The sequence below is a fragment of the Streptomyces sp. NPDC058464 genome, assembly GCF_042721035.1.
Taxonomy (GTDB): domain Bacteria; phylum Actinomycetota; class Actinomycetes; order Streptomycetales; family Streptomycetaceae; genus Streptomyces.
Map to the genome: position 1 here is coordinate 1 of NZ_JBHXMA010000010.1, position 17,022 is coordinate 17,022.

Consider the following 17,022-nt stretch of genomic DNA (forward strand, 5'->3'; position numbering starts at 1 on the left):
GCGCGCTTAGCTCGCACAACCCGCCACCCCCGATGGACGGGGGTGAGGTGGGCACGGAGATTGGTTGCAGATACCCGCCCCGGCCGCGCGCGCCGCCGCGAACCCGTCGTCGACGGCGACCACCGAACGCCCGGCCGCGTCGAGGAGCGAGGCGGCGACGGCCGCCCGCATACCGCCCGCGCAGTGCACCCACACTGTGCCGCCGGGTATCTCGCCGAGCCGTTCCCGCAGCTGGTGCAGGGGTATGTGGAGGGAGCCCCGAATGTGGCCGCCGGCCCGTTCCGTGTTCCGGCGCACGTCCAGGACGACGACGTCGCGCGTCCCGTGCGCCGCCAGCTCCGTGAACGTGGCCCGCGGGAAGGAACGGGGCTGTTCGCCCGGACGCAGCCAGGCCCCGGGGGTGCCGGTGGCGGCCGCGGCCGGGCGGTCGATGCCGACGCGGGTCAGTTCCCGCTGGGCGGCGGCGAGCTGCGCGGCCGACTCGGCGAGCAGCGTGACCGGCCTGCCCCAGGGCAGCAGCCAGGCCAGATAGGTGGCGAGCTGTCCGTCGGCCTCGAAGTTCAGCGCGCCCGGGACATGGCCCTCGGCGAACGCCACCCGGTTGCGCAGGTCCACCACCCACTCCCCGGCGGCCAGCCGCGCCGCGATCTGTGCCGCGTCCGCCCGGCGCGGCGGCGTGAGGTCGACGGGGGCCGGGCCCCCGGAGTTCAGCGGGCCCATGTGGGCGTAGTACGCCGGGACGTCGTCGAGCCCGGCCAGCAGCTCGGCGACGAACGTGTCGACGTCCTTGACCAGCGCCTCGTTCACCGCGCGCTCCCGGCCGATGGTGGTGGCGGAGCCGGAGGCGTCCCCGGCCGAGCAGAAGCTGCCGAAGCCGTGGGTCGGCAGCACAGCCGTCCCGTCCGGCAGCTCGGCGGCCAGCCGGTGCGCCGAGGCGTGCTGCGCCCGGGCCAGCTCGCCGGTGAGCCGGGGCTCCACCAGGTCGGGCCTGCCGACCGTGCCGATCAGCAGCGAGCCGCCGGTGAAGACGGCCACCGCGCGCCCGGTCTCCTCCAGGACGTACGACGTGTGGTGAGGGGTGTGCCCGGGGGTGGCCAGCGCGCGCAGCGCGAGGCCCGCCTCGATCTCCAGCACGTCCCCGTCGGCCACCGGCACCCTCTCGTACGCCACCCGTGCCCCGGCCGGCACCACGTACGCGGCGCCGGTCAGCCGGGCCAGTTCGAGGCCGCCGGAGACGTAGTCGTTGTGCACATGCGTCTCCACGACCTGCGTGAGCCGCACCCCGCGCCGGGCGACGGCCGCCAGCACCCGGTCCACGTCCCGGGGCGGATCGACCGCGACGGCGCCGTGCGCCCCGCCCGCCAGATAGCCGCGGTTGCCCAGTCCGGGCACCTCGATGGTGTCGACGAAGGACATGGCGGCACACTCCTCTCCTCGTTCCCCGGAAATTACCCCCGGGGGTATATGGACCACCGTAGCAGAGGTACCCCCGGGGGTATGTGAGGGAGGTGGCGGCCGACACGGACGGCGGCCGCAGGGGAAGATCCGCGACGAGCGATGCGTGCCGTCGCTGATCGTTCCCGCGTAGGGTCGGAGGGCAGCACGTCAGCAGAGCGACGAAAGGGCAGGTCCATGGCGCAGGAAGTACGCGGCGTGATCGCACCGGGCAGGGACGAGCCCGTGCGGGTCGAGACGATCGTGGTGCCGGACCCGGGGCCGGGCGAAGCCGTCGTACAGGTGCAGGCCTGCGGGGTCTGTCACACCGACCTGCACTACAAACAGGGCGGGATCAACGACGAGTTCCCCTTCCTGCTCGGCCACGAGGCCGCCGGGGTGGTGGAGTCGGTCGGCGAGGGCGTCACGGACGTCGCGCCCGGTGACTTCGTGATCCTCAACTGGCGTGCGGTGTGCGGGAACTGCCGGGCCTGCCTGCGCGGTCGGCCCTGGTACTGCTTCAACACGCACAACGCGAAGCAGAGGATGACCCTCGCCTCGACCGGGCAGGAGCTCTCCCCCGCGCTCGGCATCGGAGCCTTCGCCGACAAGACCCTGGTCGCCGCCGGGCAGTGCACCAAGGTCGACCCGGCCGTCTCCCCGGCGGTCGCCGGGCTGCTCGGCTGCGGGGTGATGGCGGGCATCGGCGCCGCGATCAACACCGGCAACGTCGGCCGGGGCGACTCGGTCGCTGTGATCGGCTGCGGCGGGGTCGGCGACGCGGCGATCGCCGGGTCCCGCCTCGCGGGCGCCGCGAAGATCATCGCCGTCGACATCGACGACCGGAAGCTGGAGAAGGCCCGCGCCCTGGGCGCCACCCACAGCATCAACTCGCGCGAGAGCGACCCCGTCGAGGCCATCCGCGAGCTGACCGGCGGCTTCGGCGCCGACGTCGTCATCGAGGCAGTCGGCCGCCCGGAGACCTACCGGCAGGCCTTCTACGCCCGCGACCTCGCCGGCACCGTCGTCCTGGTCGGCGTGCCCACCCCCGAGATGAAGCTCGAACTCCCGCTGCTCGACGTCTTCGGCCGTGGCGGCGCGCTCAAGTCCAGCTGGTACGGCGACTGCCTGCCCTCCCGGGACTTCCCCATGCTGATCGACCTGCACCTGCAGGGGCGGCTGCCGCTGGACGCCTTCGTCACCGAGACCATCCAGCTCGACGAGGTGGAGAAGGCCTTCGAGCGGATGCACGGCGGCGACGTGCTGCGTTCGGTGGTGGTGCTCTGATGACCACGCGCATCGAACGCCTCGTCACCTCGGGGCAGTTCACCCTCGACGGCGGCACCTGGGACGTCGAGAACAACGTCTGGATCGTCGGCGACGAACGCGAGGTGATCGTCATCGACGCCGCACACGACGCCGAGGCCATCGCCGCGGCGGTCGACGACCGCGTCCTGAAGGCGATCGTTTGCACGCACGCCCACAACGACCACATCGACGCCGCGCCCGCCCTCGCGGACCTCACCGGCGCCAAGATCTGGCTGCACCCCGACGACCTGCCGCTGTGGAAGCTCACCCACCCCGACCGCGACCCCGACAACCACCTGTCCGACGGACTGGTCATCGAGGCCGCGGGCGCCGACCTCACCGTCCTGCACACGCCCGGCCACGCGCCCGGCGCCGTCTGCCTCCACGACCCCGGCCTGGGTGTCGTCTTCACCGGCGACACCCTCTTCCAGGGCGGCCCCGGCGCGACCGGACGGTCCTACTCGCACTTCCCGACGATCATCGACTCCATCCGGGACAAGCTGCTCACCCTCCCGCCCGAGACGAAGGTCCTCACCGGCCACGGCGACCCGACCACCATCGGTGCCGAGGCACCCCATCTGGCGGAGTGGATCGCCCGGGGACACTGACCCACGTGTGATGTCGGCTTCCGCGGAAGGCCCGCCCGCGGCTTCCGCGGAACCGGCACGCCCCTCAGCCGTCGGACACGGGCCGGGTCGACCAGAGCGCCGGGTGCCCCGGGGGCAGCGCGAGATCCTGGCGTACGGCGGTGTAGTAGCGCTCCCGGCAGGCCCGCTGCCGTGCCAGCAGGTCCTGCCAGGCGTCCGGGTCGACCGTCCCGGCGCGCATGAACCGCTCCATGTCCATCACCGTGGTCACCCACTCCCGCGCCTGCTCCACCACCTCCCGGCTGCCCAGCATGATCAGCGCCTCCCCGGCCGGATCACGGCCGTCGGTGGCCGCCGCCAGCTGCGGCTCGGCCTCGGCCGGGGAGATCGGGTGCGGATGCGGGTCGTTGCCGAGATGAGCGGCGACGCGGTAGGTGAGGTTCACCGACTTCTTCAGCGCCCGCGCGTAGTCGCTGTACACCGCCAGCCGCCGCTCCTCCCAGCGCACCTCCTGCTCCCGCCGGAACCGCGCCCGGTCACCGCGCACCACCGCGAGATACGAGCCGAGCGCGCCGATCACGACGCCCATGAGGGCCGGGAGTTGCTGCAAGAACGAGGACATGTGCGCACGCTATCTGTCCTGTTGATCGTCCGGCCCGTACGGTCGTCGTCATGACCGGACTCGATCGCTTTGCCGGACACGGAGTTCTCGTCACGGGCGCCGCCCGCGGCATCGGCGCGGCCGTCGCCCGCCGGCTCGCCGAGGAGGGCGCACGGGTGCTGGCGGCCGACCGGGACCTCCCCGAGGCGGAGCGGACGGCGGCCGCGCTGCGCGAACAGGGGCTGGCGGTCACGGCGTTCGCCTGCGACGTAGCCGACCGGGAAGCCGTGGAGGCCGCCGTCGAGCACGCCGTCGGCGCCTTCGGCGGGCTCGACGTCCTGGTGAACTGCGCCGCGCACTGCACCCCGGACGTCCCCCTCTTCGAGGACCAGCCGGACGACGGCTGGGAGTTGGACCTCGACATCACGCTCACCGGCGTCCACCGCTGCTGCCGCGCCGCCCTTCCGCACCTGGCCGCCTCCGGCCGGGGCGCGATCGTGAGCATCGGCTCCGTCAACGCCGAGGCCGACTTCGGCAACCACGCCTACAGCGCCGCCAAGGCCGGGCTCGTCTCGCTCACCCGCACCCTCGCCGGGCACGCGGCCGCGCGCGGGGTGCGGGTCAACCTGGTGGAGCCCGGCACGGTCCGCACCTCGGCCTGGGCGGACCGGGAGGACGAACTCGCCGCCCTCCGGCCGCTGTACCCGCTCGGCCGGGTCGGCGAACCGGAGGACGTCGCCGCGGCCGTCGCCTTCCTCGCCTCCCGCGACGCCGCCTGGATCACCGGCACCACCCTCCGCGTCGACGGCGGGCTCACCGCCGTCAACAGCGGGTTCCACGCGGCGCTCCGCCCGCACCGGGAGGCCCGGCGCGGGTCACAGAGCGGCTGAGGCGGCCGCGAGCACGGCGAGCACCCGCCGGGTGTCGTCCCCGGTGGTCCGCCAGTTGCTGAACGCCGCCCGCAGCGCCGGCACCCCGCCGTACACCGTCGGTGTCAGGAACGCCTCCCCGGACGCGGCGACCGCCCGGGCCAGGGCGGCCACCCGCTCCTGCGTGGGCTGCTCGGCGAGGGTGAAGCAGACCACGTTGAGCCGGACCGGGGCGAGCAGGTGCAGGGCGGGCGACTCCTCGATGCCGGAGCCGAGCCGGCGGGCCTCGGCGACGTTGCGCTCGACGATCTCGCGGTGCCCGTCCCGGCCGTACGCGGTCAGCGCGAACCAGGCGGGCAGCGCCCGCATCCGGCGGGAGTTCTCCGGGGTGAGGTGCAGGAAGTCCGGGGTGCCGGCGGGCGGGCCCAGGTACGGGGACTCGTTCTGGAAGACGGCCACCTGGAGGTCGCGGCGGCGGGTGAACTGGACGGCCGCGTCGTAGGGGACGTTGAGCCACTTGTGGAGGTCCACACAGACCGAGTCGGCCGCGTCGAGACCGTCGACGAGCGGGGCGTGGGCGGGGGAGAGGGCGGCGAAGGCGCCGAACGCGGCGTCCACGTGCAGCCAGAAGTCGTACCGCTCCTTCAGCGCGGCGATCGCCCGCAGGTCGTCGAAGTCGACGGTGTTGACCGTCCCGGCGTTGGCGACGACGATCGCGGGCCGCCCGTCCAGCCCGGCCAGCGCCGCGTCCAGCGCGGTCACGTCCACCGCCTCCCGGTTGCCGGGCAGCAACGGCACCGCGCGCAGCCGGTCCCGCCCGATCCCGAGCATCGACAGCGCCTTGCCCACGCTGGAGTGCGGGCTGCCGGAGAGCACGTCGACCGGGCCCAGCGCCGCGGCCCCCGCCCGCGAGACGTCCACCCCGAGCCGCTCGCCGAGCCACTCCCGGGCGATCGCCAGGCCGACCGTGTTCGACATCGTGGCCCCGGTCACAAAGGCCCCGCTGTGTGCCGCGCCGAGTCCGAACAGCTCGGCCAGCCATCCCACGGTCTCGCGCTCCAGGGCGGCACCCCAGGAACCGACGTCCCCGGAGAGGTTCTGGTCGTAGGCCGAGGTCAGCCAGTCGCCGGTGAGGGAGGCGGGCGTCACACCGCCGGTGACGAAACCGAGGTAGCGTGGCCCGGCCGAGGCGGACATTCCCGGCGCCCATCGCTCGGTGAACCGGGCCAGCGCGCCGGCACCGCCCTTCCCCTGCTCGGGCAGCGGTGCCCGTGCGGGTGCGGGCCCGAGCGCGGCCACCGGCCGCTCGGCCGACCCGGCCGCCGCACGGGCGGCCTCGTCGCGGGCGGACTGGAGAAGTTCGGGAAGCCGCGCGAGATCGTCGGCGAGTGCGGGGTGCATGAACCGCAGACTAGGTCGGCCACGACGATGTGGCGCGGTCCACTTCCGGGTAAGTGGACCGGTGCCGGCAGCGGCGGCCGCGACGGCGAAGTTAACCGTTTCGTCACAGCCTGACCAGGGTTACAACCAATGCCGTGTCTCGGTCGGTCCAGTACGACGAGACCACGGGACAGGAAAAGGAGACAGACGTCATATGGGGGATATACGTAGACGAAGTGCCGTCGTGCTCGGTGTCACCGGGCTCGTGGCGCCGCTCACACTCGCCCTCACCTCCGCTCCGGCGCAGGCGGCGAGCTGCACCACGCAGGCCGGGCCGTACCAGAAGCAGGTGGAGAAGTTCCTCGGGCGGCCGGTCGACGGCAAGCAGTCCACCGCCGACTGCAAGGCGATCCAGGCGTTCCAGAACAAGCACGGCATCACGCCCGCCGTCGGGTACGCGGGTCCCGTCACCTGGGGCGTGATGGACCTGATGAACAAGCAGAAGGCCGTCGGGAACAACCCCAACAAGGACGGCAAGTGCCCGACGAACAAGGGGCGCATCGCCTGCGTCAACCTCACGCTCCAGCTGAGCTGGATCCAGGACGGCAACAAGCTGGTCTACGGCCCGGTCCCGGTCCGTACCGGCCGTGACGGGTTCGAGACCCGGACCGGCCTGAAGAAGATCTACTGGCGTGACATCGACCACGTCTCGTCCGTCTACAACGTGCCGATGCCCTACAGCCAGTTCTTCGACGGCGGCCAGGCCTTCCACTCGGTGAACCTCAGCATGTGGAACCCGCCGGGCTCGCACGGCTGCGTCAACATGACCCCCGCCACCGCCAAGAAGTACTGGTCGCTGCTGAAGACCGGCGACGACGTCTTCGTGTACGGCCGCAAGCCGGGCACCTGACGGCACCCGGCCCCGGCCACCGCCCCGGCTCAGCTCGCCGGGGCGTCCCCGAAGTCCGGGATCTCCAGCCTGGCCCCGCCCTGCCGCGCGGACTCGTGCGCGACGATGCCCGGCAGGGTGTAGCGGGCGGCGACCCACGCGTTCACCGTCGGCAGGGTGCGGGTGTTGACCGCCGTCACGAAGTCGTCCACCAGGAAGTGGTGGCTGCCCTCGTGCCCGTTGTGCAGCGCGTCGAACTCCCGGGGCAGCCGCGCCCGGTCGTGCACCGGCGCCGACCCGGAGGTGAAGGCCGCCCGCAGCTCCGGCGCGATGTGCTGGAGCGAGGGGTCGTCGGGCGACATGGTGGGCTTGGGCTCCAGCAGCTCGCTGATGTCCTGCACGCCCTTCTTGTCCTGCCACAGCGCCACCGTCGCCAGCTGCTCCATGCTCGCCTCGGTGCCGAAGAACCGGAACCGCGACTCACGGATGTGGGACGGGTAGCCGACCCGCCGGAACTCGTTCGTCCGGAACGACCCGCCGCCCGCCACCTCGAACAGCGCGGTCGCGTTGGACACGTCGTTGCCGAACTGGCTGACGTCCTTGTCGAAGACGCCGTCGCCGCGGTCGTCGACCACGCCGATCGCCGACACGCTCACCGCGTGCGTCTGCCAGGCGCCGAGCACCCCGCCCACCGCGTGCGTCGGGTAGAGCAGCGGGGGGTAGCTGGCGGTCGACTTCCAGTTCTCGCCGCCGCTGTAGCGGTAGGCGTCGTAGAAGCCGAGGTCCATGTCGTGGACGTAGTCGCCCTCGGCGTAGAAGAGCCGCCCGAAGGCGCCCTCGGCGATCTGGTTGCGGGCGTGCACGGTCGCCGGGTTGTACTGGCTGGTCTCGCCCATCATGTAGGTCAGGCCGGTCGCCTTGACCGTGTCGATGATCGCGGCGATCTCCTCGGTCGTGATCGCCATGGGGACCGCGGAGTACACGTGCTTGCCGGCGTTCAGGCCCTGCAGGACCAGCGGGCCGTGCGTCCAGCGCTGGGTGAAGATCGCGACCGCGTCGACATCGGACTCCAGCATGGCCTCGTACGACGGGAAGGTGCCCGCCAGACCCTGGGCGGCGGCGAGTTTCTCCGCCCGCTCGGGCAGCAGATCGGTGACGTACACGTCGCCGACTCCGGGATGGGCCTGGAACAGCGTCGCGAACTGGCCGGAGAACTGACCGGCGCCGACGATGCCGAGCGAGAACGTCATTGGTGCGTGCCCTTCACTGGTTGGGTCTCACGTTGGGCTCCCCTTGGGGCTCCCTTACTTTCGCCATGAAAGAATTCTGGCGTCAAGGGGCGCACACAGGTCTTCCTGGGGCGCAGGGACGGGCATAGTGTTGGCTCCCTTGCTTCCATCGTAGAAGAAAACCATCGAGAGACCCCCCATGACCCCTGCCGCCAACTGGCTGCCGCTGAGCTCGGGCGAGCGCTCCGTCGCGATCGAGGTGCTCGTCCACGGCCCCCTGTCGCGCACCGAGCTGGCCCGCCGGCTGAACCTCTCCCAGGGCAGCCTCACCCGCCTCACCAAGCCGCTCATCGAGTCCGGCCTGCTCGTCGAGGCCCCCTGGGCGGGTGCTCCGGGGGAGTCGCGCCAGGGCCGTCCCTCGCAGCCGCTCGACGTGGTCGCGGAGTCCCGTTCCTTCCTCGGCTTCAAGATCACCGACGAGATGGTCTACGGCGTCGTCACCAGCCTCAGGAGCGACATCGTCGCCCGCCTCGACCGGCCGCTCACCAGCCACGACCCGAAGTACGTCGCCGACCTGCTGGCCGCCATGACCGCCGAGCTCGCCGCCCGTCACCCCGCGGTCGCGGGCATCGGCATAGGCGTCGGCGGGTTCGTGCGCGAAAACGCCGTCGTCGGCGAGTCGCCCTACCTGTGCTGGCGTGACGTCCCGCTGGCCGGGCTGGTCCGGGAGCGCACCGGGCTGCCGGTCGTCGTGGAGAACGACGTGGCGGCCCTGGTCGAGGCCGAGACCTGGTTCGGCGCCGGCCGCGGACTCGACCGCTTCGTCGTGCTGACCATCGGCGCAGGCATCGGCTACGGCCTGGTGCTCGGTGGCAAGCGGGTGCCCTGCGCCGAGGAGGACCGCGGCTTCGGACGGCACTGGATCATCGACCCGCAGGGTCCGCTCACCCCGCAGGGCGAGCGCGGCAGCGCCGTGTCGCTGCTCACCATCCCCAGCATCCGCTACCAGGTCCGGGCCGCCACCGGCCGGGACGCGTCCTACGAGGAGATCCTCGCCGCTGCCGCCACAGGCGAGCCGATGGCCACACGGGTGATCGGCGAGGCCGGCCGGGCGCTCGGCACGCTGCTCGCGCAGATAGCCAACTTCGTCATGCCGCAGAAGATCCTGCTGGCCGGGGAGGGGGTCGGCCTGATGGAGGTGGCCGGTGACACGGTGCGGGACGCGGTCCGCACCCACCGGCATCCGCTCGCCGCCCCGATCGGCCTGGAGACCAAGGTCTCCGACTTCCACGACTGGGCGCGGGGCGCCGCCGTACTGGCGATCCAGGTGCTGGTGCTCGGCGGGGCGGGCGGCTGAACTGCCGTTTCCGTTCGGACAGCCGGTGGTGCACCGCATCGAACTCCCGCTTTTCCTTGACACATTGACGTGATGAGTAACACGGTCCGATATGCCCGTATCGGTCGTACTTACTCACGGCGTCTTCACGTCGACCGGCATATGCTTCACGCCATGTCCACCACTGTTGAAGCCGTCACCGAGCGATCGGCCGACGAGGTCAACGAGGAGATCCGGGCCCTGTGGCTCCGGTCGGGCGGGACACTGAGCACCGAGCAGCGCGAGGAGTACCAGCGGCTCGTCCTCGAATGGGCGGCAGCGACCCCGTAGCAGCCGGATCAGGCGGCCTGACCGCCCGTCCCGGGCACCCCGGCGTCCCGGGCACCCGTCGGCACGGGTGCCCTTCTCGTAGGACCTCGCCGAGGCCCCTGTCCTCCGCCCCCTGCCCCTGTCAGCCCCAAGTCGCCGAGTAGTAGCGCTGGTACGCCTTGCGGTCCTGCTCCGCGCGGATGTAGCGGGTCGCGACCAGCGCGACCAGACTGCCCCCGATCACCAGCAGCCCCGGACCGACGTTCCGGGTGTCCGTGAGCCGGGCGACCAGGCTGGTGTCGTCCCCGGTCACCGGCGCCGTCGAACCCGGCGAGGCCGCGCTCGGCGCGATGGCGCTGTGGTTGGCCGACGCGGACGGCGCCGGCGAGGCGCCCTGGCCCCCGGCGGCCTGCTTCGTCACGATCAGCTGCACGTTCAGTGCCGCCATCGCCCGCGTCACCGGCTGGAAGAACGTCACCCCGCCCGTGGTGCAGTCACCGCTGCCGCCCGAGGTCACCCCGAGCGCGATGCCGTTGGAGAACAACGGACCACCGCTGTCGCCCGGTTCGGCGCACACGTTGGTCTGGATGAGCCCGGTGACCGTGCCCTCCGGGTAGTTGACGGTCGCGTTGAGCGCGGTCACCGTGCCGTCGTGCAGCCCGCTGGTGGACCCGCTGCGGAACACCTTCTGCCCGACCGTCGGATCGGCCGCCCCCGTGATCCGCACGCCCTGGCCGTTGCCGATCGCGACCACGTCCGCGTTGTCACCGGCCTTCCCGTTCGCGTACTGGATCAGCGAGAAGTCGCTGCCCGGGAACTGCGTGTCGATCGTGGTGCCCACCTGCTGGTCGTTGCCCTGGCCCTCGTCGAACCAGATGGTGTTGGCCGGACCGCAGTGACCGGCGGTGAGGATGAAGTCGGTCGTCCCGTTGGTGACGTTGAACCCCGCCGAACAGCGGCCGCCCGTCGACAGGATCGGCTGCGCCCCGTTCAGCCGGGTGGTGAACTTCCCCTCGGAGCGCTGCATCTGCACGAAACTGCCGATGCCCGCGGCGACCCGGCTCAGGTCCGACCAGTCGGAGGCGGAGACCGTGCTGTCGGCCTCCACCATCACCCGGTTGGTCTTGTAGTCCACCACCCAGGCGGTGCCGGTCACCCGCGGCGCCGCCTTGAGCGTGGCGGTGGCCGCCTTCAGCTCGTTCATGCTGTGCGACACCATCTTGGGCTCGGCGCCCGCCTGCTTCACCATCGCCGCGGCCTGCGCGTCGGTGACCGCGACCACCGGCTTGCCGTCGGCACCGATCCAGCTGCCCGCCGTACGGGCCGTGCCGAGCTTGGCCACCAGTGCGGCACCGGTGTTGCCGGCCTCGGTCGCGGAACCGGAGCTGAACGGCACGGCGGTCGTGCCGGGAGTCTCGCTCGCCATGGCCGTGGTGACCATCGCACCTCCCAGAAGGAGTCCGCCGACCGCCGCCAGCTGTGTCCCCCGCCGGACGACCCGTCGTCGTGCGTGCCTCATCCATGGCTCCCGAACCCCGAACGCGCGGTGCCTGCACCGCGGGGCCCTCCGGTCGTCGAGCGCCCTGCTCTCCATACGTGGGCGGCGCGCAGGGTGTTCACAGCGTTGGTGATCTTTACGATCCCGTGGCAGTACGGCGTGGCCGCACGCCTCGTTCCCGGGCCCGCCCCGGCCGCCTATCTTGAGCCCATGACCAGCATCCCGCAGGAGAATCCGGGCGAACCGAACCCGCTGCGCGCCCTCACCCTCGACCGGCTGCGATGTCGTACCAGCATGAAATGGCGCACCTACCCCGAGGACGTGCTCCCGGTCTGGGTGGCCGAGATGGACGTGCCGCTCGCCGCACCGGTCGTGCGCGCGGTCACGGCCGCGCTAGAACTCGGCGACACCGGCTACCCGGCCGGCACCGCCTACGCCGAGGCGCTCGCCGCGTTCGCCGCGAAACGCTGGGGCTGGGACGGGCTCGACGTGGCCCGCACCGCGATCGTCCCCGACGTGATGCTCGGCGTCGTAGAGATGCTCCGGCTGGTCACCGGGCCCGGTGACCCGGTGGTCGTCAACTCGCCGGTGTACCCGCCGTTCTACCAGTTCGTCGGGAACATGGACCGGCGGGTGGTGGAGGCCCCGCTCGGCGCCGACGGGCGTATCGACCCCGACGTGCTGGAGGCGGTGTTCCGCGGGCTCGGCGGCGGACGGGCCGGCTATCTGCTGTGCAGCCCCCACAACCCGACCGGCACCGTCCACACCGCCGCCGAGCTCACCGCCGTCACCGTCCTCGCCGAGCGGTACGGCGTCCGGGTCGTCGCCGACGAGATCCACGCCCCGCTCACCGCCCCGGGCGTCGACTTCGTCCCCTACCTGAGCGTGCCGGGGACGGACCGCGGACTCTCGCTGATGTCCGCCTCCAAGGCCTGGAACCTCGCCGGCCTCAAGGCCGCGCTCGCCCTCGCCGGACCCGGCGCCGCCGCCGACCTCGCCCGGCTGCCGGAGGAGGTCAGCCACGGCCCGAGCCATGTCGGCGTCATCGCCCACACGGCCGCCCTGACCGACGGCACCGCCTGGCTGGACGCCCTGCTCGCGGGCCTCGACGAGAACCGGCGCCTGCTCGCCGGGCTCCTCGACCGGCACCTGCCCGGCATCCGGTACCGGCCCGCCGAGGCCACCTACCTCGCCTGGCTCGACTGCCGTGCCCTCGGCCTCGGCGACGACCCGGCCGAGGTCTTCCTGGAGCGCGGCCGGGTCGCCGTGAACTCCGGCATCCCCTTCGGGACCGGCGGCGCCGGGCACGTACGGTTCAACCTCGCAACCTCGCCCGAGGTGATCACGGAGGCGGTACGGCGGATGGCCGCGGCGCTCGCGTGAGGCGCGACCGCCCGGCTGACATCATGGCCGTATGCGCGTGCTGATACCGCTTCCCGACCGGGACTTCGATGTGACCGAGGTGGCCGTGCCCTGGCGGGAGCTGACCCGGGCCGGCCACCAGGTCGTGTTCGCCACCGAACGCGCCGGCACCCGGCCCGCGGCCGACCCCCGGCTGCTCACCGGCGTCCTGTTCGGGCAGCTCGGCGCCGCGGACGAACCCAGGCGGTTCTACGAACAGCTCACCGCCGCACCGGAGTTCACCGCCACCGTGGCCTGGGCCGACCTCGACGTCACCGGCTTCGACGGGCTGGTGCTGCCCGGCGGACACGCGCCCGGCATGCGCCAGTACCTCGGCTCGCCCGAACTCCGCGAGCAGGTGCGGACGTTCTGGGCACTGGGGCGCCCGGTCGGCGCGATCTGCCACGGCGTCCTCGTCCTCGCCCGTACCCGGGACCAGGCCACCGGGCACAGCGTCCTGCACGGCCGCCGTACCACCTGCCTGCCCAAGTACATGGAACGCACCGCCTACTTCACCACCGCCTGGCGCCTGGGCCGCTACTACCGCACGTACCCCGCCTACGTCGAGGACGAGGTGCGCGCCGCCCTCGCCGCCCCGGCCGGGCGGTTCGAGCGCGGCCCCCGCGAGCTCACCCGGCGCGGTACCGCGAGCGATGACACACATGCCTTCGTCGTGGAGGACGGCGCGTATCTCTCGGCCCGCTGGCCCGGCGATGCGTATCTGTTCGCGCGGAGGTATCTCGAACTGCTCGACCGGGGTGCGGACGCCTGAGCGCTCCGCTGGTCATGCGATTCATCGGCCGCGGGCCGGTGGGGGCTGGTCGCGCAGTTCCCCGCGCCCCTTCGGGGGCGCGGTTGCGCCTAGACTCCGGGCATGGATGACAACTCCGGGACGGACCTCGACCGGCTCGGCGCCGGTAAGTACCTGCTGGTCACCAGCTACCGCAAGGACGGCACCCCCGTTCCCACCCCGGTGTGGGTGGTGCGGGACGGGGACACGCTCGGCGTCTGGACGATCGCCGACTCCTGGAAGGTCAAGCGCATCCGGCGCCGTGCGGATGTCAAGGTCGGCCCCTGTGACCTGCGAGGCCGTCCGACCGGCGACCCGGTCCCGGCCACCGCGGAGATCGTCGACGCGGCCACCACGGCCCGCTACCGCGGACTCATCGCCCGCAAGTACGGCATCACCGGCCGGCTCACCCTCCTCGGCAGCAGGCTGCGCCGCGGCCTCGACGGCACCGTCGGCATCCGGGTGACGCTGACCGCCTGAGAAGGCCGCGTACTGGGGAGACCACGGTCTCCCCAGTACGCGCGGACCGCTAGGAGGCGTCCAGCACCGTTCCGGTGAGCGTCGGCCCGCCGGGCAGCGGATTGCCGGCGTCGGACGTCTGCCGGAAGGACACCGACTCGGCCGGCTCCCGGACCCGGTCCCGCACGGTGGGCAGGGTCACGTCGAGGCCGGTCTCCCCGGCGGGCACGTCCAGCCACAGATACAGGCCGTCCACCTGGGACAGCGGCCGTTCCGGGTCCGGTTCCGCGCCGGAGACGCCGGCCAGCCAGGCCGGGTCGACGTCCTTGGTGGACAGCTCCGTGCCGCCGCTGCCGACCGGGACGGGGACGAACAGCGCGCCGATGTCCGTGTCCGCGACTGCGGACAGCGAGATCCGCCACTTCAGGGCCGCGCCCTCGGTCACCCGGTCCGCGAGCGGCGTCACCGTGACCGTGGGCGCCGGATCGTCGTCGTGCACGGTGACCCCGCCCCGGTAGGAGCCGACCACGGCCCCGTGCACGGCCTTGACCAGCACGTCGTACGGCACGTCCGCGCCGTAGCGGGTGTTGCCCCGCACCTCGACCCGCACGTCGATGTCGTGGCCGCCCGGCCGCACGGTGACCAGGCGGTCCGTCGCGGTGCCGGTCGCCGGGTCGACGACGTACACCCGTACCCGGCCGGTGCCCCGCCCCGACACCTGCACCGGGACGTGGTACGTGCGTACGCCCGAGTCGCCCTCGTCGACGGTGAGCCTCCCGACGTCGACACGCGGCAGCACGGCCGCGCGGACCGCCGGGGTGCCCGGCCGCCAGCCCCAGGCGTCCATCAGCCAGGCCCGTCCGGACCCCGAACGCGGTGTCAGCTCAAGGGAGGTGACGGACCGCAGGTCGAGCCCGGCCCGGCGGGCCGCGGTGAGCGGTACGCGCAGTTCGCGCGCCCAGTAGGACGCGGTGCGGTCACTGCCGGGCAGCCCGTCGACCCGGACCCGGCCGAGCGTCGCCCGTCGGCCGTGGCTGTCGGTGACGGACACGTCGAGCCGGGTGCCCCGGGAGTTCGGCGGCACGAAGACCCGGAGCGCGAGCGCCTCGGCACCGGAGAGCGGGACCGGGCGCGCCACCCGGATGCGGGTCGGGGATCCGGCGGACGTCCAGTGCAGCGCGACCGCGTGCCGGCCGGCCTCCCGTCCCGTCTCCCACTGCGCGAAGTGCGGCGAGACACCCGTGGTGCCCTCGCCCAGGCAGGCCACCGCCGGGTCGGGATCGACCGCCGAGCACAGCCGGCCGCCGGTCACCGTCACCTGGCCGTCCGGCAGGAACCCGGCATCGCGGTCCGCGCCGACCGCGTGGGCGAGCACCCGCGCCGGGTCCGCCGACGGCGCCCGCCGCCCCGAACCGTCCAGCAGCGGACGGACCTTGTCGTCCCCCGCGACGAACAGCCGGGCCGCCGCCGCGATGTACGTCGAGCCGGCCCGGTGCTGCTGGTCGGCGGTCAGCCGGGTCGCGGCCCGCGGGGAGCAGACCGGGTCCGGGTGGTCCGGGTCGTCGTAGAAGTCGTCCTCCGCGGGGGCCTGCGCCTGCCCCGGCGTCCACTCGGTGTTGAAGAAGTTGTGGTCGGCGCCGATCACGTACACGGCGCTGTGCAGGGCCCTGCCGCTGCTGACCCCGCGGGTGCCGTCGACGTAGATCTCGCCCTGCAGGTCGGAGACGTCGCCGTCGCAGCCCGGCAGGATCGTGAGCGACGGGACGTCCGGCACCGGGTTCTGGCCGAAGACGGTCGGGCCGATCAGCACGGTCCCGCTGATGTGCCAGCGCACCCTGCCGTGATAGCCGTCCTGGGCGGCCGGCGGCGGGTACAGGCTGTCCAGCGCGGCCCGGTTGACGCCCTCGCCGCCCCGCGAGTGGCCGATCAGCAGCACGCGGGACAGGTCGGCGCGGGGTGACTCGCGCACGATGGGGGGCGCGAGGCGCGGGTGGCGCGCCCAGTCGGCCCAGTGCGCCAGGTGCAGCCGGATCAGCGACGAACGGGCCTGCGCACCGCCGTCCTCGGCCTGCCAGTCCTGGCCGTTGATCCCGTTCGCCGAGATCGACACGGTCACATAGCCCTGGGAGGCCAGCAGCCGCTGGTCGCGCAGATAGCCCCGGTGGCTCGGCACCGGGAACGTGCCGGCCGGGCACGGCCAGGCGCCGGAGGCGTCGTCGCCTCCGCCGTGCGGGGCGTAGCAGGTGGCGTGGCGGCCGTGCAGGAACAGCGCAAGCGGGCGCGCCCCGGAGACCCCGGTGGGCGCGACCACCACGGCGCGCATCTCGACCGGGACGGAGAATCCGGGCAGGCGCACCGACTCGAGCCGGTACGAGCCCGTCCTGGTGCGGTACGGGCCGGGCCTGCCCGGGTCCACCGGATTGGCGGGCAGCGGCGCCGGGGGCCGGACCGCCGCCGAGGGCGCGGATGCGCCCGGGCGGCTGTCCAACCGGTGGCCGCCGGACCAGACTTGAAGGTCCGTCAGCGCTCCCGCCCGCGCCCCGGCCAGACCGAGCCGGAAGGTGTGCCCGTCCCGCTCCGGCTTCGGCACCCCCAACAGCCGTCCGGCCGACCTGAATTCGACCCGCGCGTCACCCATCGGCACCCGCCTGCCGGACCGCCAGACCAGCTGGGGCGCCGACCGCCCCTGGTCGATGTGCCAGCCGGGCGGCAGTTCTCCGCCGGACGTGGCGGCGGACACGGCCGCGGCCGGGGCCTGTTGAGCCTGTGCGGTGGTGCCGGACACTCCTCCCGCGAGCGCGAGCACCGCTGTCGCGATGACCCATATGCGCCGGGTACGGACCAATGTCCCCTCCTCCTCGGAAGGCGAGCACGGGCCGTCCCGGCCGTCCCGGGGAGCCCCTCGCCCTCCGGAGGACGGGGAGTCGAGTCT

General features: G+C 73.0%; 15 protein-coding genes. 9 read left to right on the top strand and 6 right to left on the bottom strand.

Features of this window, described 5'->3' with window-relative positions; all coding sequences use genetic code 11:
- Positions 1 to 6: 6 nt before the first annotated feature.
- Positions 7 to 1,416, bottom strand: coding sequence for a rhodanese-like domain-containing protein (locus ACFWPQ_RS15505; RefSeq protein ID WP_384033859.1), 1,410 nt, complete (start codon positions 1,414 to 1,416; stop codon positions 7 to 9).
- A gap of 216 nt (positions 1,417 to 1,632) precedes the next feature.
- Here ACFWPQ_RS15505 and ACFWPQ_RS15510 point away from each other — a divergent pair, with 216 nt between their 5' ends.
- Together ACFWPQ_RS15510 and ACFWPQ_RS15515 are read left to right on the top strand one after the other, a co-directional pair.
- Complete coding sequence (locus ACFWPQ_RS15510; RefSeq protein WP_384033862.1) at positions 1,633 to 2,721, top strand: S-(hydroxymethyl)mycothiol dehydrogenase; 1,089 nt, start codon at positions 1,633 to 1,635, stop codon at positions 2,719 to 2,721.
- Positions 2,721 to 3,350 (top strand): MBL fold metallo-hydrolase, encoded by a 630-nt coding sequence (locus ACFWPQ_RS15515; RefSeq protein ID WP_361291829.1) that lies wholly within the window; start codon positions 2,721 to 2,723, stop codon positions 3,348 to 3,350. Before ACFWPQ_RS15510 ends, ACFWPQ_RS15515 begins: the two co-directional genes overlap by 1 nt.
- Positions 3,351 to 3,414: 64 nt before the next feature.
- Here ACFWPQ_RS15515 and ACFWPQ_RS15520 read toward each other — a convergent pair whose 3' ends face one another.
- Entirely contained in the window at positions 3,415 to 3,951 is a 537-nt protein-coding gene (locus tag ACFWPQ_RS15520) for a hypothetical protein (RefSeq protein WP_384033865.1), read from the bottom strand.
- A 50-nt stretch (positions 3,952 to 4,001) separates the two neighbouring features.
- Here ACFWPQ_RS15520 and ACFWPQ_RS15525 point away from each other — a divergent pair, with 50 nt between their 5' ends.
- Positions 4,002 to 4,820, top strand: coding sequence for an SDR family NAD(P)-dependent oxidoreductase (locus tag ACFWPQ_RS15525; protein ID WP_384033868.1), 819 nt, complete (start codon positions 4,002 to 4,004; stop codon positions 4,818 to 4,820).
- Here ACFWPQ_RS15525 and ACFWPQ_RS15530 read toward each other — a convergent pair.
- Positions 4,806 to 6,200 carry a pyridoxal phosphate-dependent decarboxylase family protein gene (locus ACFWPQ_RS15530; protein ID WP_384033871.1) on the bottom strand — a complete coding sequence of 465 codons (1,395 nt, stop codon included), beginning with the start codon at positions 6,198 to 6,200 and terminating at the stop codon, positions 4,806 to 4,808. The two genes, ACFWPQ_RS15525 and ACFWPQ_RS15530, sit on opposite strands and share 15 nt — an antisense overlap.
- Before the next feature lie 193 nt (positions 6,201 to 6,393).
- Here ACFWPQ_RS15530 and ACFWPQ_RS15535 point away from each other — a divergent pair, with 193 nt between their 5' ends.
- Entirely contained in the window at positions 6,394 to 7,089 is a 696-nt protein-coding gene (locus ACFWPQ_RS15535) for a L,D-transpeptidase (RefSeq protein ID WP_361291837.1), read from the top strand.
- A gap of 29 nt (positions 7,090 to 7,118) precedes the next feature.
- On the opposite strand, the gene ACFWPQ_RS15540 is transcribed toward ACFWPQ_RS15535, so the two are convergent.
- Positions 7,119 to 8,318 (bottom strand): Gfo/Idh/MocA family protein, encoded by a 1,200-nt coding sequence (locus tag ACFWPQ_RS15540; protein ID WP_384033874.1) that lies wholly within the window; start codon positions 8,316 to 8,318, stop codon positions 7,119 to 7,121.
- A gap of 178 nt (positions 8,319 to 8,496) precedes the next feature.
- On the opposite strand from ACFWPQ_RS15540, the gene ACFWPQ_RS15545 reads away from it, so the two are divergent.
- Positions 8,497 to 9,654, top strand: a complete 1,158-nt coding sequence (locus ACFWPQ_RS15545; RefSeq protein ID WP_384033876.1) for an ROK family protein — start codon at positions 8,497 to 8,499, stop codon at positions 9,652 to 9,654.
- Positions 9,655 to 9,807: 153 nt separating this feature from the next.
- Positions 9,808 to 9,963: a hypothetical protein gene (locus ACFWPQ_RS15550; RefSeq protein WP_167450010.1), complete on the top strand. Its 156-nt coding sequence runs from the start codon at positions 9,808 to 9,810 to the stop codon at positions 9,961 to 9,963.
- A gap of 121 nt (positions 9,964 to 10,084) precedes the next feature.
- Here ACFWPQ_RS15550 and ACFWPQ_RS15555 read toward each other — a convergent pair whose 3' ends face one another.
- On the bottom strand, positions 10,085 to 11,461 hold the full coding sequence (locus ACFWPQ_RS15555; RefSeq protein WP_361291843.1) for a S1 family peptidase: 1,377 nt from the start codon (positions 11,459 to 11,461) through the stop codon (positions 10,085 to 10,087).
- A gap of 189 nt (positions 11,462 to 11,650) precedes the next feature.
- Here ACFWPQ_RS15555 and ACFWPQ_RS15560 point away from each other — a divergent pair, with 189 nt between their 5' ends.
- From ACFWPQ_RS15560 to ACFWPQ_RS15570, 3 genes are all read left to right on the top strand, one after another.
- On the top strand, positions 11,651 to 12,823 hold the full coding sequence (locus ACFWPQ_RS15560; protein ID WP_384033879.1) for a MalY/PatB family protein: 1,173 nt from the start codon (positions 11,651 to 11,653) through the stop codon (positions 12,821 to 12,823).
- A 31-nt stretch (positions 12,824 to 12,854) separates the two neighbouring features.
- Positions 12,855 to 13,613, top strand: a complete 759-nt coding sequence (locus tag ACFWPQ_RS15565; protein ID WP_384033881.1) for a type 1 glutamine amidotransferase domain-containing protein — start codon at positions 12,855 to 12,857, stop codon at positions 13,611 to 13,613.
- A 102-nt stretch (positions 13,614 to 13,715) separates the two neighbouring features.
- Complete coding sequence (locus tag ACFWPQ_RS15570) at positions 13,716 to 14,111, top strand: PPOX class F420-dependent oxidoreductase (protein ID WP_384033884.1); 396 nt, start codon at positions 13,716 to 13,718, stop codon at positions 14,109 to 14,111.
- A 49-nt stretch (positions 14,112 to 14,160) separates the two neighbouring features.
- Here ACFWPQ_RS15570 and ACFWPQ_RS15575 read toward each other — a convergent pair whose 3' ends face one another.
- A complete protein-coding gene (locus ACFWPQ_RS15575) occupies positions 14,161 to 16,935 on the bottom strand; it encodes a hypothetical protein (protein ID WP_384033887.1) in 2,775 nt (924 codons plus the stop codon).
- Positions 16,936 to 17,022: the final 87 nt, after the last annotated feature.

Coding starts and splice junctions, on each gene's coding strand:
- ACFWPQ_RS15535 (WP_361291837.1), top strand. CDS start 6,394: ATGGGGGATATACGTAGACGAAGTGCCGTCGTGCTCGGTGTCACCGGG.
- ACFWPQ_RS15560 (WP_384033879.1), top strand. CDS start 11,651: ATGACCAGCATCCCGCAGGAGAATCCGGGCGAACCGAACCCGCTGCGC.
- ACFWPQ_RS15525 (WP_384033868.1), top strand. CDS start 4,002: ATGACCGGACTCGATCGCTTTGCCGGACACGGAGTTCTCGTCACGGGC.
- ACFWPQ_RS15510 (WP_384033862.1), top strand. CDS start 1,633: ATGGCGCAGGAAGTACGCGGCGTGATCGCACCGGGCAGGGACGAGCCC.
- ACFWPQ_RS15565 (WP_384033881.1), top strand. CDS start 12,855: ATGCGCGTGCTGATACCGCTTCCCGACCGGGACTTCGATGTGACCGAG.
- ACFWPQ_RS15555 (WP_361291843.1), bottom strand. CDS start 11,461: ATGAGGCACGCACGACGACGGGTCGTCCGGCGGGGGACACAGCTGGCG.
- ACFWPQ_RS15540 (WP_384033874.1), bottom strand. CDS start 8,318: ATGACGTTCTCGCTCGGCATCGTCGGCGCCGGTCAGTTCTCCGGCCAG.
- ACFWPQ_RS15530 (WP_384033871.1), bottom strand. CDS start 6,200: ATGCACCCCGCACTCGCCGACGATCTCGCGCGGCTTCCCGAACTTCTC.
- ACFWPQ_RS15505 (WP_384033859.1), bottom strand. CDS start 1,416: ATGTCCTTCGTCGACACCATCGAGGTGCCCGGACTGGGCAACCGCGGC.
- ACFWPQ_RS15520 (WP_384033865.1), bottom strand. CDS start 3,951: ATGTCCTCGTTCTTGCAGCAACTCCCGGCCCTCATGGGCGTCGTGATC.
- ACFWPQ_RS15545 (WP_384033876.1), top strand. CDS start 8,497: ATGACCCCTGCCGCCAACTGGCTGCCGCTGAGCTCGGGCGAGCGCTCC.
- ACFWPQ_RS15570 (WP_384033884.1), top strand. CDS start 13,716: ATGGATGACAACTCCGGGACGGACCTCGACCGGCTCGGCGCCGGTAAG.
- ACFWPQ_RS15515 (WP_361291829.1), top strand. CDS start 2,721: ATGACCACGCGCATCGAACGCCTCGTCACCTCGGGGCAGTTCACCCTC.
- ACFWPQ_RS15550 (WP_167450010.1), top strand. CDS start 9,808: ATGTCCACCACTGTTGAAGCCGTCACCGAGCGATCGGCCGACGAGGTC.